The organism is Bradyrhizobium sp. KZN70725 (genome assembly GCF_055264925.1).
In genome coordinates this window covers 1-14,808 of sequence record NZ_JBUYWT010000058.1, presented here as the reverse complement: position 1 = coordinate 14,808, position 14,808 = coordinate 1, and the positions used below count along the sequence as shown (strand labels likewise).

The 14,808-nt window shown below is 65.3% G+C and carries 12 protein-coding genes; 7 read left to right on the top strand and 5 right to left on the bottom strand.

Translation table 11 applies throughout. The annotated features are described in order from the left end of the window. Window positions 1-153: 153 nt before the first annotated feature. The 4 genes from ftsE to ACZBJS_RS34745 all read left to right on the top strand — a co-directional run bounded on the left by ftsE (window position 154) and on the right by ACZBJS_RS34745 (window position 3,558). The gene (ftsE, locus tag ACZBJS_RS34760) at window positions 154-813 is read left to right on the top strand and encodes a cell division ATP-binding protein FtsE (RefSeq protein WP_016845305.1); all 660 of its coding nucleotides are present in this window, start codon (window positions 154-156) and stop codon (window positions 811-813) included. Further along, on the top strand, window positions 806-1,777 hold the full coding sequence (locus tag ACZBJS_RS34755; RefSeq protein ID WP_229189168.1) for a cell division protein FtsX: 972 nt from the start codon (window positions 806-808) through the stop codon (window positions 1,775-1,777). The genes ftsE and ACZBJS_RS34755 overlap by 8 nt, the downstream gene beginning before the upstream one ends. Before the next feature lie 163 nt (window positions 1,778-1,940). Next, window positions 1,941-2,651 carry a YdcF family protein gene (locus tag ACZBJS_RS34750; RefSeq protein WP_076827440.1) on the top strand — a complete coding sequence of 237 codons (711 nt, stop codon included), beginning with the start codon at window positions 1,941-1,943 and terminating at the stop codon, window positions 2,649-2,651. A gap of 139 nt (window positions 2,652-2,790) precedes the next feature. Beyond that, window positions 2,791-3,558, top strand: coding sequence for a lysophospholipid acyltransferase family protein (locus ACZBJS_RS34745; RefSeq protein ID WP_316398641.1), 768 nt, complete (start codon window positions 2,791-2,793; stop codon window positions 3,556-3,558). A 233-nt stretch (window positions 3,559-3,791) separates the two neighbouring features. Here ACZBJS_RS34745 and ACZBJS_RS34740 read toward each other — a convergent pair whose 3' ends face one another. The 4 genes from ACZBJS_RS34740 to ACZBJS_RS34725 all read right to left on the bottom strand — a co-directional run bounded on the left by ACZBJS_RS34740 (window position 3,792) and on the right by ACZBJS_RS34725 (window position 10,596). Next, window positions 3,792-5,015 (bottom strand): ABC transporter substrate-binding protein, encoded by a 1,224-nt coding sequence (locus ACZBJS_RS34740; RefSeq protein WP_316398642.1) that lies wholly within the window; start codon window positions 5,013-5,015, stop codon window positions 3,792-3,794. Window positions 5,016-5,176: 161 nt separating this feature from the next. Continuing rightward, on the bottom strand, window positions 5,177-6,658 hold the full coding sequence (locus ACZBJS_RS34735) for an aldehyde dehydrogenase (protein ID WP_316398643.1): 1,482 nt from the start codon (window positions 6,656-6,658) through the stop codon (window positions 5,177-5,179). A gap of 107 nt (window positions 6,659-6,765) precedes the next feature. Continuing rightward, complete coding sequence (locus ACZBJS_RS34730) at window positions 6,766-7,236, bottom strand: peroxiredoxin family protein (protein ID WP_316398644.1); 471 nt, start codon at window positions 7,234-7,236, stop codon at window positions 6,766-6,768. Between the two features lie 57 nt (window positions 7,237-7,293). Further along, window positions 7,294-10,596 (bottom strand): efflux RND transporter permease subunit, encoded by a 3,303-nt coding sequence (locus ACZBJS_RS34725; RefSeq protein WP_229189169.1) that lies wholly within the window; start codon window positions 10,594-10,596, stop codon window positions 7,294-7,296. A gap of 64 nt (window positions 10,597-10,660) precedes the next feature. Between ACZBJS_RS34725 and ACZBJS_RS34720 the strand changes: the two genes are divergently transcribed. Further along, window positions 10,661-10,891, top strand: coding sequence for a hypothetical protein (locus tag ACZBJS_RS34720; protein WP_316398646.1), 231 nt, complete (start codon window positions 10,661-10,663; stop codon window positions 10,889-10,891). A gap of 20 nt (window positions 10,892-10,911) precedes the next feature. On the opposite strand, the gene ACZBJS_RS34715 is transcribed toward ACZBJS_RS34720, so the two are convergent. Continuing rightward, a complete protein-coding gene (locus ACZBJS_RS34715; protein ID WP_057017872.1) occupies window positions 10,912-11,508 on the bottom strand; it encodes a gamma-glutamylcyclotransferase in 597 nt (198 codons plus the stop codon). Between the two features lie 153 nt (window positions 11,509-11,661). Between ACZBJS_RS34715 and ACZBJS_RS34710 the strand changes: the two genes are divergently transcribed. Both ACZBJS_RS34710 and ACZBJS_RS34705 read left to right on the top strand, forming a co-directional pair. After that, window positions 11,662-12,849 carry a DUF2125 domain-containing protein gene (locus ACZBJS_RS34710; protein WP_316398647.1) on the top strand — a complete coding sequence of 396 codons (1,188 nt, stop codon included), beginning with the start codon at window positions 11,662-11,664 and terminating at the stop codon, window positions 12,847-12,849. Between the two features lie 284 nt (window positions 12,850-13,133). Beyond that, window positions 13,134-14,702: a hypothetical protein gene (locus ACZBJS_RS34705; protein ID WP_463439809.1), complete on the top strand. Its 1,569-nt coding sequence runs from the start codon at window positions 13,134-13,136 to the stop codon at window positions 14,700-14,702. Window positions 14,703-14,808 lie beyond the last annotated feature (106 nt).

Genomic DNA, 14,808 nt, shown 5'->3' with positions numbered 1-14,808 from the left:
CCGGATGCTACTTAGCGACCGTTAACGAATCGGAAACCATAACCGAAGCACAAGCTTTCTGTGCGGTTCGCGGGCGCTCGGCCGGGGTTCGGGCCGTCTTCGCCGTCGGTGTAGGGTATTGGGCCATCGGCCCTCTCGAACGGAGCTAGCGCATTGGTTCGGTTCGAAAATGTCGGTCTGCGCTACGGGCTCGGCCCGGAGATTTTGCGCGACCTCTCGTTCATGATCCCGGCGCACTCGTTCCAGTTCCTCACCGGGCCGTCGGGCGCGGGCAAGACCTCGCTGCTGCGGCTGTTGTTCCTGTCGTTGCGGCCGACCCGCGGGCTGGTCAATCTGTTCGGCAAGGACGTCTCGCTGCTGAGCAAGGATCAGGTCGCCGACCTGCGCAAGCGGATCGGCATCGTGCTGCAGGATTTTCGCCTGCTCGATCACATGACCACCTATGAGAACGTCGCGCTGCCGTTCCGCGTGATGGGCCGCGAGGAATCGAGCTATCGCCGCGAGGTGATCGATCTCTTGAAATGGGTTGGCCTCGGCGAGCGCATGGACGCGCTGCCGCCTATCCTGTCGGGCGGCGAGAAGCAGCGCGCCGCGATCGCGCGCGCGGTGATCTCGCGGCCGCAACTGCTGTTGGCGGACGAGCCGACCGGCAGCGTCGATCCGACGCTCGGGCGCCGCCTGCTGCGGCTGTTCATCGAGCTCAACAAATCCGGCACCGCGGTCATCATCGCGACCCACGACATCACGCTGATGGATCAATACGAAGCGAGGCGGCTGGTGCTGCATCAGGGACGGCTGCACATCTATGAATAGGAGCGGCGACGAGAAAGTGTCGTTGGTCGATCTCGGGCGCGAACGCCCGCAGGTCCCGGCCACTGCGCGCAACATGTCGCCGATCGTGCCGCGGGCGTCGATTTCGGGCCGTGCACTGGTCGCGGTCGTCGCGATCATGACCTTCCTCGCCTCGCTGACGACAGGCACCGTGCTGCTGGTCAGCGCGTCAGCCGCCGAATGGCAGTCGGAAGTATCGAGCGAGATCACCATCCAGGTGCGCCCCTCGCCGGGCCGCGACCTCGATCGCGACGCGCAGGCCGCGGTGGAGGCGATGCGGGCGCAGCCCGGCATTCTCGAGGTCCGTCCGTTCAGCAGGGAGGAATCCGCCAAGCTGCTGGAGCCGTGGCTCGGCAGCGGGCTCTCGATCGACGAACTGCCGGTGCCGCGCGTCATCGTGGCGCGGGTGCAGCCCGGCACCACGCTCGATCTCGCCGGCTTACGCGCGCGGGTGACGCAGGCGGCGCCGACCGCAAGCGTCGACGATCACCGCGCCTGGATCGAGCGCATGCGCTCGATGACCGGCGCCACGACGTTCGCCGGCGTCGGCATCCTCATCCTCGTGATCATCGCAACCATCATCTCGGTGTCGTTCGCGACCCGCGGCGCGATGGCCGCCAACCGCCCGATCGTCGAGGTGCTGCATTTTGTCGGCGCCGGCGACAGCTTCATCGCCAACCGCTTCCTGCGGCATTTCCTTCGGCTCGGCCTCGAAGGCGGGCTGATCGGTGGCGGTGCGGCGATGCTGGCGTTCGGCTTCTCCGAGTCGATCGCCAACTGGTTCTCCGGCACGCCGGTCGGCGACCAGTTCGCGGCCCTGCTCGGCACGTTCTCGCTGCGTCCGTCGGGCTATCTGGTGCTGGCGATGCAGGCGGTGCTGATCGCGGCGATCACCGCGTGGGCATCGCGGCGCACCCTGTTTGCCACGCTCGACGACATCGACTGACAGCGCTGCGAAACTCGAAATCATGGCGCCGCCTCGTGATCGCATTTCGTCGCCCAGGTGTGATTTCGCGCGCGTGCACGCGGCACTGGTCCCGGGGAAAACCGGTTTCCACTTTTCCGGATCATGCTTTAAAATCGCCCGGGGGGAAGGATAACCGCATCACATGAGTTTGCAGTCCGACGATACGTCGCCGAATGGCTTTGCCGCGCGCCCGCGCGGCTGGCTGCGCGCCGTCATCGTCGCGCCGCTGGCGCTTGCCTTCGTCGCCGCGGCGGTCGGCTTTGTCGGCTTCCTCTCGCAATTGCGCGGCGTCGAGACCGATCCGCCGCAAAATGCCGACGGCATCGTGGTGCTGACCGGCGGCTCGTCGCGGGTGTCCGACGCCATGGAACTGTTGGCTGCCGGCTACGGCAAGCGTTTGCTGATCTCGGGCGTACATCCGACCAACGACGCCAGCGACATTTCCCGCTCGGTGCCGGACAGCAAGGGGCTGATGAGCTGCTGCGTCGATCTCGACCGCTCGGCGCTCAACACCCGCAGCAACGCGGCGGAGACGCGGCGCTGGGCGCGCGAGCGCGGTTTCAAGTCGCTGATCGTGGTGACCTCGAACTACCACATGCCGCGGGCGATTGTGGAATTGTCACATGCAATGCCCGACGTGACGCTGATCCCGTTCGCCGTGGTCGGCGACAAATGGCGCGACGAGCCGTGGTGGACGAGTGGCGCGACGTTCCGTCTCTTGCTATCGGAATACGCCAAATATGTCGCCGCGGAGATGCGGGTGCGGCTGGCCGGTCTCGGCCTCGACCTGACCTCCGATCTCGCCGAGCCGGCTGCCGCGCCACGCCGCCCGGCGACGGCGCAGGCGAATTGATGTATCAGGCACCGTCATTCCGGGGCGATGCGCGGCATCGAACCCCAATTCGTAATTGCGAATTGTGGAATCTCGAGATTCCGGGTCTGGTGCTGACGCACCATCCCGGAATGACGGTGTAAAGGATAGTGTTGAGAGAATGACTTCAATCTTCCTGCGCTCGCTGATCTTCAACGTGCTGTTCTATCTCGTGCTGGTGGTGCTCTGCATCATCGCGCTGCCGGCGCTGCTGTTGCCGCGGGGGGCGTTGATGGCGCTCGAAGCCGCGTGGGCCAACATCAGCCTGTTTCTGATGCGCGTGATCTGCAACATCAGGATCGAGTTTCGCGGCATCGAGAAGATTCCGAGCGGGCCGCTGGTGGTCGCCTCGAAGCACCAGTCGTTCTGGGAGACGTTCGCGCTGGTGCGCTTCTTCCAGCATCCGTTGTTCATCCTGAAGCGCGAGCTGATGATGATCCCGGTGTTCGGCTGGTACCTCAAGAAAGTCGGCATGATCTCGGTCGAGCGCGGCGGCGGTCCGCGCTCGCTGATCAAGACGCTGAAGCGCGCCGCGGTCGAGGTGAAGCTCGGCCGGCAGCTTGTGATCTTCCCCGAGGGCACCCGCACCGCGCCCGGTGCGGCGCCGAACTACAAGGCCGGCGTCGCGCAGATCTATGCCGAGAGCGGCGTGCCGTGCCTGCCGATCGCGCTCAATTCCGGGCTGTTCTGGCCGCGCCGCACCTTCATGCGCTATCCGGGGACGCTGGTGGTCGAATTCCTCGATCCGCTGCCTCCGGGATTGCCGCGCGACGAGTTCATGGCTCGCCTGCGCGACCAGATCGAAACCGCCACCACCCGCATCGTCGAGGCCGGCCGCGCCGAGCAGGCGAAATTGTTCGGCGGTGTGCCGAACGCGGCGAAAGGGTAGGGCGCAGCACAAGCCCTGGTGCGGTTGCTGCCGGGAATTTCGTGCCCGCGGTTTCGTCGGTCCCTTCAGAAATCGTCATGCCCGGGCTTGTCCCGGGCATCCACGTTTTTGGTTCGGCCCGAAGCAAGACGGTGGATGGCCGGGCACAGGCAAGCCGAAGCGATGCCGTCCTTCGGGCGGCTGCCCGGCTCATGACGATGCGGAGAGTTACCGTATCGCGAATGGCGTCGCCACTACTGACCGGCCGCCGCGTCGGTGTTGAAGGTCTCGCCTTGCGGCACCCAACTCTTGCCGTCGAACGTTGCGATCTGCATCTGCGTGAACGGCGCATAGCGGTCCGGCCGCGTCGAGATGGCGATGCCGGGCAGCAGCAGCGGCGCGACGACCTTGTTGAGGTTGGTTGCCTGTTTCAGCAAATTCTCGCGCGTCAGATCATCGCCGCACATCTCGATGACCTTCACCGTCATATAGGCCGAGATGTAGCCGGTGACGTTGCTGCCGTCGGCGATGTCGCCTTGCGGGTACCACTTTGCCAGGAACTCCTTGAACTCCTTCACGTCGGCCGCGCTCTCCCAGGTGGGATCGGTCGGCGTCTTGAACGCGAGCGCGGTCAACAATCCCTTCGAAGCTTCGATGCCGGCCGGCTCCATGACGCCCTTGATCGATGAGGAGACGCTGACCACGTAGTTCAGCGGTTTCCATCCGAGCTCGTAGACCTTGCGTATCGCCTGCGCGCCGAACTTGGGCGTCGCCATCGTGAACAGCGTGTCGGCGCCGGAGGCTTTCAGGGAGACGATCTGCGAATCGACCGTCGGATCGGAAACCTCGTAGGTCACTTCCTTCACGATCATCGTCTTCGCCTTGTCGCCGAGGCCATCCTTCAGCCCCTTGACGTAATCCTTTCCGGCATCATCGTTCTGGGAGAACACGCCGAGCTTCGCGTCGGGCTTGTTCTTCAACAGATATTTGGCGAAGATCATGCCCTCCATCTGGTAGGGTGGATAAAGCTGGGTGGTCCACGGGAAGTTCTTCGGGTCGTCCCATTTTGCCGCGCCCGTCGAAATGAAGATCTGCGGGACCTTCTTCTGGTTCAGATACTTCTGGATCGCTGAATTGGTCGGTGTGCCGATGGTACCGATGATTGCCAGCACCTCGTCCTGTTCGACGAGGCGTCGCGTCTGCTCCACGGTCTTCGGCGGCGAATAGGCGTCGTCCAGTGAAATCAGCTTGATCTTTCGGCCGTTCACGCCGCCCTTCGCGTTGATCATCGCGTAGTAGGCCTCTTCGAGACGCCCCTGGGTGCCGTAGGCGGACGCCGGGCCGCTATAGGGCATGGTCTGGCCGATCTTCACCTCGGTATCGGTGACACCGGGGCCGTATTTCTTGTCGGCGAGGGCAGGTTGGGCGGTGGCGAGCATCAGCGCGCAGAACACTGCGCGTGAGTAACGAAACGTCATGGCGAATCTCCCCAAGTATCGGCCACGCTCTTCGGCGCGTGCCGTGGGGCTGATGATCGCTGTTCCACCCTGCACGTCAAGTGCGACAGCTCGGCGCGCGGGTGCCGTCGTACCGCTGTCCGTCCGGGAGCGGTGAAGCAAGCGATGTCAGTGCGGAAAACTCACCGCATCACGAACGGATTGGCCGGCACGTCCGTCGCGGTCGAGATCCAGACGCTCTTGGTCTCCTGATATTCGCGGACCGCGTCGATGCCGCTTTCGCGGCCGACGCCGGAGTGCTTCATGCCGCCGAACGGCATCATGTAGCTGATGGCCCGGTAGGTGTTCACCCACACAGTGCCCGCGCGCAGTTGCTTCGGCACGCGGATGGCGCGCGCGAGATCCTTGGTCCAGATGCCGGCGGCGAGGCCGTAGATCGTGTCGTTGGCGATCCGGATGGCGTCCTCCTCGGTGTCGAAAGAGATGATCGACAGCACCGGTCCGAACACCTCCTCGCGCGCGATCCGCATGGTGTTGTCGACGTCGGTGAAGATGGTCGGTTCGACGAACTGGCCGCCCTTGATGCCGTCGCCGGTGGCCGGCTTGCCGCCGAGCAGGCAGCGCGCGCCCTCGGCTTTCGCGATGTCGATATAGTCGAGCACCTTCTTGTACTGCGCCGGCGTCGTGATTGGGCCGACATTGGTGTCGGACTGCATGGGATCGCCGATCTTGGCGGACTTTGCCAGCTCCAGCACCCGCGCGACGAATTTCTCCTTGATCGAGCTCTGCACCAGAAGGCGCGATCCGGCGATGCAGGTCTGCCCTGTGGCGGCGAAGATGCCGGAGATCGCGCCGGCCGCGGCGGCGGTGAGGTCGGCGTCCTCGAACACGATGTTGGGCGACTTGCCGCCGAGCTCGAGCGAGACGCGCTTCAGGCTCTTGGCCGCGGTCTCGTAGACCTTTGCGCCGGTCGTATCGGATCCCGTGAAGGTGATCTTGGCGACGCCGGGATGGGCGATCAGCGCGGAGCCCGCCTCGGGACCGAAGCCGGTCACCACATTGAAGATGCCGTCGGGAATTCCGGCCTCCTTGGTCAGCGCGGCGAATTCCAGCGTGCTGGCCGAGGTGAATTCCGACGGCTTGACAACCACGGCACAACCGGCGGCGAGCGCGGCGGCGCATTTCCAGGCGACGAACAGCAGCGGCGAATTCCAGGCGGTCAGCGCCGCGACCACCCCGACCGGCTCATGGGTCGTGTAGGCAAAGGTCTCCGCCTTGTCGATCGGCACCAGGCCGCCCTCGAGCTTGTCGACGAGCCCGCCGAAATACCACCACCACTCCGGATGGTAGCGCAACTGGCCGAGCATCTCGGCCATCAGCTTGCCGTTGTCGCGCACCTCGATCTCGGCAAGGCGCTCGGCATTGGCCGCGACGAGGTCGCCGAGCTTGCGCATCACCTTGCCGCGTGCGGAGGCCGTCATCTTCGCCCAGGGGCCGCGCCACATCGCCTCATTGGCTGATTTCACCGCCTTGTCGGCGTCGGCGGCCGTGCCGCGCGGAATCTTCGCCCAGGCCTCGCCGCGATAGGGATCGATGCTGTCGAACCATTCGCCATCGGCGGGGTCGACATACTGGCCGTTGATGTAGAGCTGATAGGTTTTCATGACATCCTCCCGCAAGGCGATGGTTCTGGTTGGCGGAACGCTATCACGCATTGCGCGACGCCGTCATAACGCAGTCGCGTGAGCCGGGTTGCAGCCGAGGCGGGCCGCTATCGGCCATGCGGCGCGGCAAGCTCGGCCGCGATGATCGCGCCGAGCGCCATGTCGCTCTGTTGTCCGAAGCCATGATGCACGACGTTGCCGTCGCGGCCGATGAGGATGCTGGTCGGCGTTCCCTGCATGCCGTAGCGCTGCATGGTGACCGGGATCGGCGTGCCTTCGCCGGCCTCGTCGACGCCGATCGGGAAGGTCAGCCGGTACTCGTGGATGAAGGCTTCCAGCGACACCTCCGTCATCGCCGCGTGGTGCTCGAATACGGTGTGCAGCCCGATCACCTGCAGGTCCGAATGCTTGAACAGCTCGAACGCGCGCTGGGTCTGCGGCGTGCCGTGCGCGACGCAGCCGGGGCACAGCATCTGGAACGCGTGCAGCAGGACCGGCCGGCCGCGCAGCCCAGCCAGGGTCAGCGGCTCGTTGGTGTTGAACCAGCGCGACGCGGCGATATCAGGTGCGAGAGTCACAGATCGGTTCCTTGCGTCCGCTCACGGCGCAAGGTTGGCAAGATCGATACCGGTCTGTCAACGACCGGCGGCGCTTGATGCTGCTGCCCGGCGTGCGCGGCGCGCGGCGCGGCGGCGCTGGGTCCAGAGCCTGGCGCGGTCGAGATAGAGATAGACCACCGGCGTGGTGTAGAGCGTCAGGATCTGGCTCAGGATCAGCCCGCCGAAGATCGCGATGCCGAGCGGCTGACGCAGCTCGCTGCCTTCGCCGAGACCGATCATCAGCGGCACCGCGCCGAACAAGGCGGCGAGGGTCGTCATCATGATCGGGCGGAACCGCATCAGGCAGGCCTCGTAGATCGCATCGCGCGACGACAGCCCGCGCTGGCGCTCGGCATCGAGCGCGAAGTCGATCATCATGATGGCGTTCTTCTTCACGATGCCGACCAAGAGGATCACCCCGATCATGCCGATGATGTCGAAATCGGTGTGCGACAGCATCAAGGCCGCCACCGCGCCGACGCCTGCCGAGGGCAAAGTGGAGAGGATGGTCAGCGGGTGGATGTAGCTCTCGTAGAGCATGCCGAGCGAGATGTAGATCGTCGCCAGCGCGGCGAGGATCAGGAACAGCTCGTTCGCCAGCGCCTGCTGGAAGATTTTCGCGGAGCCCGCAAACCCGCCGGAAATGCCCGCCGGCATGCCGAGCGCGTGCATCGCGTTCTCGATCGTGGTGGTCGCCGTGCTCAGCGAGACGCCCGGCGGCAGGTTGAACGAGATGGTGCTGGAGACCAGGAGATCCTGATGATTGACGGAGAGCGGCGTCTCGCCGTGCTCGAAGCGCGCAACGCTCGACAGCGGGATCATGGTCTCCGCGCTGGTGGAGACCGCGGTACCGGTCGAGGCGACGCCCTTGCCGGTGGCACCGATCGAATTGGTGGCCTGGTTGCGCACCACATTGGCGGCGACCGCGCTGACCGAGCTTTTTTGCGAGGACGAGGCCACCGTGCCGGCCACCGCGTTGGTGCTCTGCGTGCCGCTCGCCGAGCCGCCCGAGGTCGAGATATAGACCTCCTTGAGGGTCTGCGGGTCCTGCGAGAAACGCGGCGCGACCTCCATGATGACATGATACTGGTTGCGCGCGACGAAAATGGTCGAGACTTGGCGCTGCCCGAACGCGTCATAGAGCGTGTTGTCGAGCTGGCTGACGGTGATCCCGAGCCGGGAGGCGGCGTCGCGATCGATGATCAGATTGGCTTGCAGCGCCTTGTTCTGCTGGTCGCTGTTGACGTCGGCGAGCGTCGGCTCCTTCTGCAATGCCGCGACGAGCTTCGGCGTCCACTCGTTCAGCTCCTCGAAGGTCGAGCCCTTCAGCGTGTACTGATACGCCGCATTGCCCGAGCGTCCGCCGGCGCCGAGGTCGCCGATCGATTGCAGGAACAGCGTGGCGCCCGCGACGCTTGCCAATGGCTCGCGCAGCCGCTCGATCACCTTGTCGGCGCGCAGCCGGCGCTCGTCCATCGGCTTCAGCGAGGCGAACACGGTGCCGGTGTTGGTGCCGCCGGGACCCACGCCGCCGCCGCCGGTGAAGCCGACCGCGGTGTCGACCGCCGGATCTGATTTCACGATGTCGATGAACTGGGTCAGCTTCTGCTGCATCAGCTGGAACGAGGTGCTCTGGTCGGCCTGAATCGAGCCGACCAGCAATCCGGTGTCCTGCTGCGGCACGAAGCCCTTGGGCACCACCTTGTAGAGATGGAAGTTCAAATAGAGCGTCGAGCAGAGGATCAGCATCACCAGGAGCGGATGGCGCAGCGCGAGGCCGAGCGTCGCGCGGTAGCCGTTCAGCATCAGCTCGAAGATGCGTTCGCTGATCCGGTAGATCCGGCCGTGCGGCCGGCCCTCCTCCTTGCGCAGCAGTACCGCGCACATCATCGGCGTCGTGGTCAGCGAGACCACCAGCGAGATCACAATCGCGATCGTGATGGTCATGGCGAATTCGCGGAACAGGCGGCCAACCAGGCCGCCCATCAGCAGGATCGGCACGAACACCGCGATCAGCGACACGCTCATCGACAGCACCGTGAAGCCGACCTCGCGGGTGCCGACCAGCGTGGCCTCGAGCCGCGACAGCCCGGCGTCCATGTGCCGGGTGATGTTCTCCAGCACCACGATGGCGTCGTCGACCACGAAGCCGGTCGCCACCGTCAGCGCCATCAGCGAGAAGATGTCGAGCGTGTAGCCGAGTAGATACATCACGGCGAACGTCGCGATCAATGACACGCCGACCGCCACCACCGGGACCAGCGTGGCCCGGGCATTGCGCAGGAAGGCGAACACCACAAGGATCACCAGCGCCACCGCGATCAACAGCGTGATCTCGACGTCGTGCAGCGAGGCCCGGATTGTCTTCGAGCGGTCCATCGCGAGGGTGATGTCAACCGCAGGCGAGACCGAGGCCTTCAGCTGCGGCATCAGCCCTTTCACGGTGTCGACCATCTTGATGATGTTGGCGCCCGGCTGCCGGTACACGATCATCACGACGGCCGGCTTGCCGTTGGAAAGGCCGAGCGTGCGCACATTCTCGACGGAATCGATCACGTCGCCGACATCGGTCAGGCGCACCGCCGCGCCGTTGCGGTAGGCGACGACCAGCGGCCTGTAGTCGGCCGCCTTGCGGGCCTGGTCGTTGGCGTAGATCTGGTAGCGCTGGTTGCCGACGTCGATGCCGCCCTTCGGGCTGTGCGCATTGGCGCTCGAGAGCGCGGCGCGGACGTCCTCGAGCCCGATGCCGTATTTGTACAGCGCCGGCGGGATCAGCTCGACGCGCACCGCCGGCAGCGAGCCGCCGCCGACCGAGACTTCGCCGACGCCCTCGACCTGCGACAACTTCTGCGCCAGCACGGTCGAGGCGGCGTCATAGAGCTCGGCCGGCGTCAGCGTGTCCGAGGTCAAGGTGTAGATCAGGATCGGCGCCGAGGCCGGGTTGAACTTGCGGTAGGTCGGGTTGGCGCGCAGGTTGGTCGGCAGGTCCGCCCGCGCCGCGTTGATCGCCGCCTGCACGTCGCGCGCAGCGCCGTTGATGTCGCGGTCGATATCGAACTGCAGCGTGATGCGGGCAGAGCCGAGCGAGGACACCGACGTCATTTCGGTGACGCTGGCGATCTGGCCGAGGTGGCGCTCGAGCGGGCTTGCCACCGTGGAGGCGACGTCGGCCGGGCTGGCGCCGGGCAGGGTCGCCTGCACCATGATGGTCGGGATGTCGACGTCGGGCAGCGGCGACACCGGCAGCTTGAAGAACGCAATGATGCCCGCCACCACCAGTCCAAGCGACAGCAGCGTGGTGCCGACCGGCCGTCGGACAAAGGGGGCGGAGAGGTTCATCGAATTTGCGAGCGCTGTTTGCGGATCAGCTTCTATCCGTCCGCGCCGGGATGCAAAAGCCTAAATGTCACAGGGCGGCGCCATACCGCCGCCGCGATTTGCCGGATGCACCGCGCCGCGCGCCGAAAAACGAGGATCTGGCAAAACCCGTTTACAAAGGCTGATCGATGATGGTGGCGAAGCGCAGTCGCAAGCACTGCGCAAAGGCCAAATCAAGAAGCTCAAGGCATTCCGCAAGTCGCCGGATAGTCCGCTCGGCGAGGTCGTTAAACGACGGCTGGCCAAGCGAACTTAATAGAGCCTCGCGACGCAGCCTTACGCATCCCGGGCATCCTGCAGCGGGTGACGCGCCGCGTGGGCATCATGCAGCATCGTCGCTAGCTGGTGCAGCTGCGTGTCGCGAAAGCCCTGCTTCTCGATCGAGGCCACTGTCGAGAGCACATAGTCGCGGTTGTTGCCGGAGCGGCCATGGCCCTGCAGCACCAGGCGCTGCTGCTCGGCGAGCGACAGCCGCCCGGCATATTGCACATGACCGCGATCGACCACATAGGCCAGCGCGCTGACGCGCTCGCGCGCCGCATTCTCCAGCCACACCGAGCGCATCACCTCGCGATAGACGTTGGTGGTCTGCTCGCGTCCGCGCAAATAGGCGATGGTGTCGTGGCGCAGGCGGGCGGCGACGCGGAATGCGATGCCGCGGCAGGCGCCGCCGCGGTCGAGCCCGAGCACCAGGCCCGGCTTCTCCGGCGTGCCGCGGTGGTCGAACGAATAGACGCAGAGCGCGCGATGCTCGCCGATCAGCCGCGCCGGCACCTGTTCCAGGAACTCGAAGCCCGGCTTCCACATCAGTGAGCCATAGCCGAACACCCAGAGGTCGCCGTCGGTTTCGGAATGGGGAGGATTTGCTGACATGGCGCTGATGGGCTAGCAGAACGGGCCGTCGAAGCGAAGCGGATTCCGTGAAGTTTCCAAGGCTTGCTGAAGGCTCGCTCAAGGGTTGCTCGGGGCTTGTTCAAGGCCCGCGGCCGCTTAGATTTTGACAAATTCGCCCGCCAAAGGACCTGCATGTCGGATCAGACCTCCGCCCCCCGCCGCCGCTCGCGCTTCGGCCTTTATGCCGTCCCGGTCGCGGTCCTGATCGCCGCGGTGCTGTGGAGTGCCTTCTGGTTCTTCGCCGCCTCGCAGGTCGGCGTGCAGGCCGATGCCTGGCGCGCGCAGGAGGCGAAGGCCGGCCGGGTCTATGATTGCGGGGACCGTTCGGTGGCGGGCTACCCGTTCCGGTTCGAGGTCCGCTGCACCGATCCGAGCGTGATGCTGGTCTCGCAGACCGCCTCGCCGCAGATGGCGTTCGTGGCGCGGCTCGCCGAGATCCTGGTCGTGGCGCAGGTCTACGATCCCAAGCTCGTGATCGCCGAATTCAAGGGCCCGGCCACGATCGCCGAGCGCGGCGCGCAGCCGACGCTGTCGGTGAGCTGGAGCAAGGCACGCAGCAGCGTGGTCGGCCTGCCGGCGCCGCCGCAGCGCGCCTCGCTGGTGTTCGACGATCTCGCCATCGACCGCACCGGCGGCGCGGCGCCGGCGCCGCTGGCGCGGGTCAATCACATCGAGCTGCACGGCAGGCAGGTCGACGGCTCGGCGCCGGACTGTCCGGCGATCGAGGCCGTGCTGCAGATTGCCGGCGGCACCTTGCAGGAGGTGCATCCGCTGCTCGCCCAGCCGTTCAACGCCGACATCCATGCGCGGCTCAATGGCCTGAAGGATTTCTCGCCGAAACCCTGGCCCGATCGCTTCCGCGAGATCCAGGCCGCCGGCGGCAGCGTCGAGATCCAGCAGTCGCGGATCGAGCAGGGCGATGTGCTGTCGGTCGCGGCCGGCACGCTGCGCCTCAACGCGCAAGGGCGCATCGAGGGCGAATTGCAGATGACGGTCGCCGGCCTCGAGCGCGTCATCCCCGCGCTCGGCATCGACAAGATGCTGGAGGAGGGCGTGCCGCAGGCAACGCTTGATCGCGTCGCGCCCGGCGTGAAGAGCCAGGACCTCAGCAATCTCTTCGGCGCGCTGGATCGCGCCATCCCCGGCCTCGGCAAGGTGATCAAGCAGAACGCCAATGCCGGCATTTCCGCCGGCGTCAATTCGCTCGGCACCGAGGCTATCCTCGAAGGCAAGAAGGCGCGCAGCTTCCCGCTGCGCTTCGCCGACGGCGCGGTGTTCTTGGGGCCGCTGAAAGTCGCGCAGATTCCGCCGCTGTTCTGAGCGGATGGACGCTGCGGAAACATCCGTCATTGCGAGGAGCGATAGCGACGAAGCAATCCATGGCTCCGCATATGCCGCGCGATGGATTGCTTCGCTTCGCTCGCAATGAGCATACCGGTAAGGCCACTCACTATCTCCTCGCGCGCTATCGTCGATTACCGCGATCTATTCCCGCCGCCGCGATGAGAAAAACGTGACCGGAATAATGCGCCCCGGCGCGAATATCACTCCCCGAGTACCGCTCTCTTTCGCCTGAGGAAACAACCTCGTGTGGAGGAGAAGCGATGCGAATTCTCGGGGGAATTCTGCTCGGCAGCATGCTGCTGTCGGCAGGCTCGGCGTTGGCGGAGGACGATGCGTCCGAGCTGCGTGCGCTGAAGGCACGGCTCAAGCAGCTCGAGCAGAAAATGGAGACGCAGGCGCGCAAGGAGGAGGCGCTGGCCGCAAGACAGAACGCAATTCAGAACGCGCAGATGACGGCGAAGGCGCCGGTGCCGTTCGATCCCTGCGCATCGGGCAAGCTCTGCTACAAGGGCGTCACCTTCACCTTCGGCGGCTGGGTCGATCTCACCGGCATCTATCGCAGCCGCAACCTCGCCTCCGATTCGGGCTCGGTCTACAACTTCATCCCGTTCCCGCAGAGCAAGAACTACAACACCGGCGAGTCGCGCTTCACCGCGCGCCAGACCCGCTTCTCGGTGCTCGCCGAAGCCAACGCCACGGAGAACATCCACGTCGCCGGCTATGGCGAGCTCGATTTCGAGGGCGCGGCGCAGACCGCCAATTCGGTCGCGACCAATTCGTTCAATCCGCGGCTGCGGCAGGCCAGCATCGAGATCGACCGCAGCGATCTCGGCCTGCATGTCCTCGCCGGCCAATCATGGTCGCTGAACACGCCGAGCAAGGCCGGCATCGATCCGCGAGGCGCCGATACGCCGGGCGTGATCGATTTCGAACTGGTGCCGGGCTTTCTCGGCGCGCGCCAACCCGGCGTCCGGGTCTGGCAGGATATCGGGCCGGAGTTCAAGCTCGCGGTCTCGGCGGAGAATCCGCAGACATCCTTTTTCGGCGGCAACAACCCGCTGGTCGGCACGCCGGCGGTTGGCCCGCAGGGCGTGCTCAATCCGAATCTGCTGGTCAATCTCACCGGTCCGGGCGGCAGCTTCTTCAACAGCCTGAACAATGTCAGCCTCAACCACGTTCCGGATTTCACCGTGAAGGGCGCGTGGGATCCGCGGCTCGGGACCTACAAGCTGCATGTCGAGGCGTGGGCGCTCTACCGCGACTTCTATGATCGCTTCAACTTCGCCAATCACGACGTCAACACGGTCAGCTTCGGCGGCCACCTCTCGGCCGAGATCGTGCCGAAGCTGCTCGAGGTGCAGGCCTCCGCCTCCTACGGTGCCCTGGGCCGCTTCACCGCAACGCCATTCCCGGATGCAACCGTGCGCCAGGACGGCTCGATCCAGCCGCTGCCGATCACGGCTTTCCTGGTCGGCTCGGTCTGGCACACGACGCCGTCGCTCGATCTCTACGCCTATGCCGGGCTCGAAAAGACCAAGGCGACCTTCTCCAATGTCGGCACGGTGCCGTTCGGCTACGGCAATCCGCTCTACAACAACCTCGGCTGCAACATCGAGAACTCGCCGGCCGCGACCTGCAACGGCAACACTTCGGAGGTGAGGCAGTACACCGCGGGCTTCTACGACACGATCTTCAAGGGCTCCTACGGCACCATCAAGGCCGGCGCGCAATATTCCTACACCCAGCGCTTCGCCTTCCAGGGTGTCGGCGGCGCGCCGAAGACCGACGACCACATCGTCATGACCCAGATCCGCTACTACCCGTTCTAGGTGGTGTGGACTCTAAGGATTCCCTTTTAGGAGCAAATCAGATTCAAGGCTGCTTTTGGGGAGGCCGCTTTGGGTGTGATGGACCGTTTGGTATTGAGCGACGCGG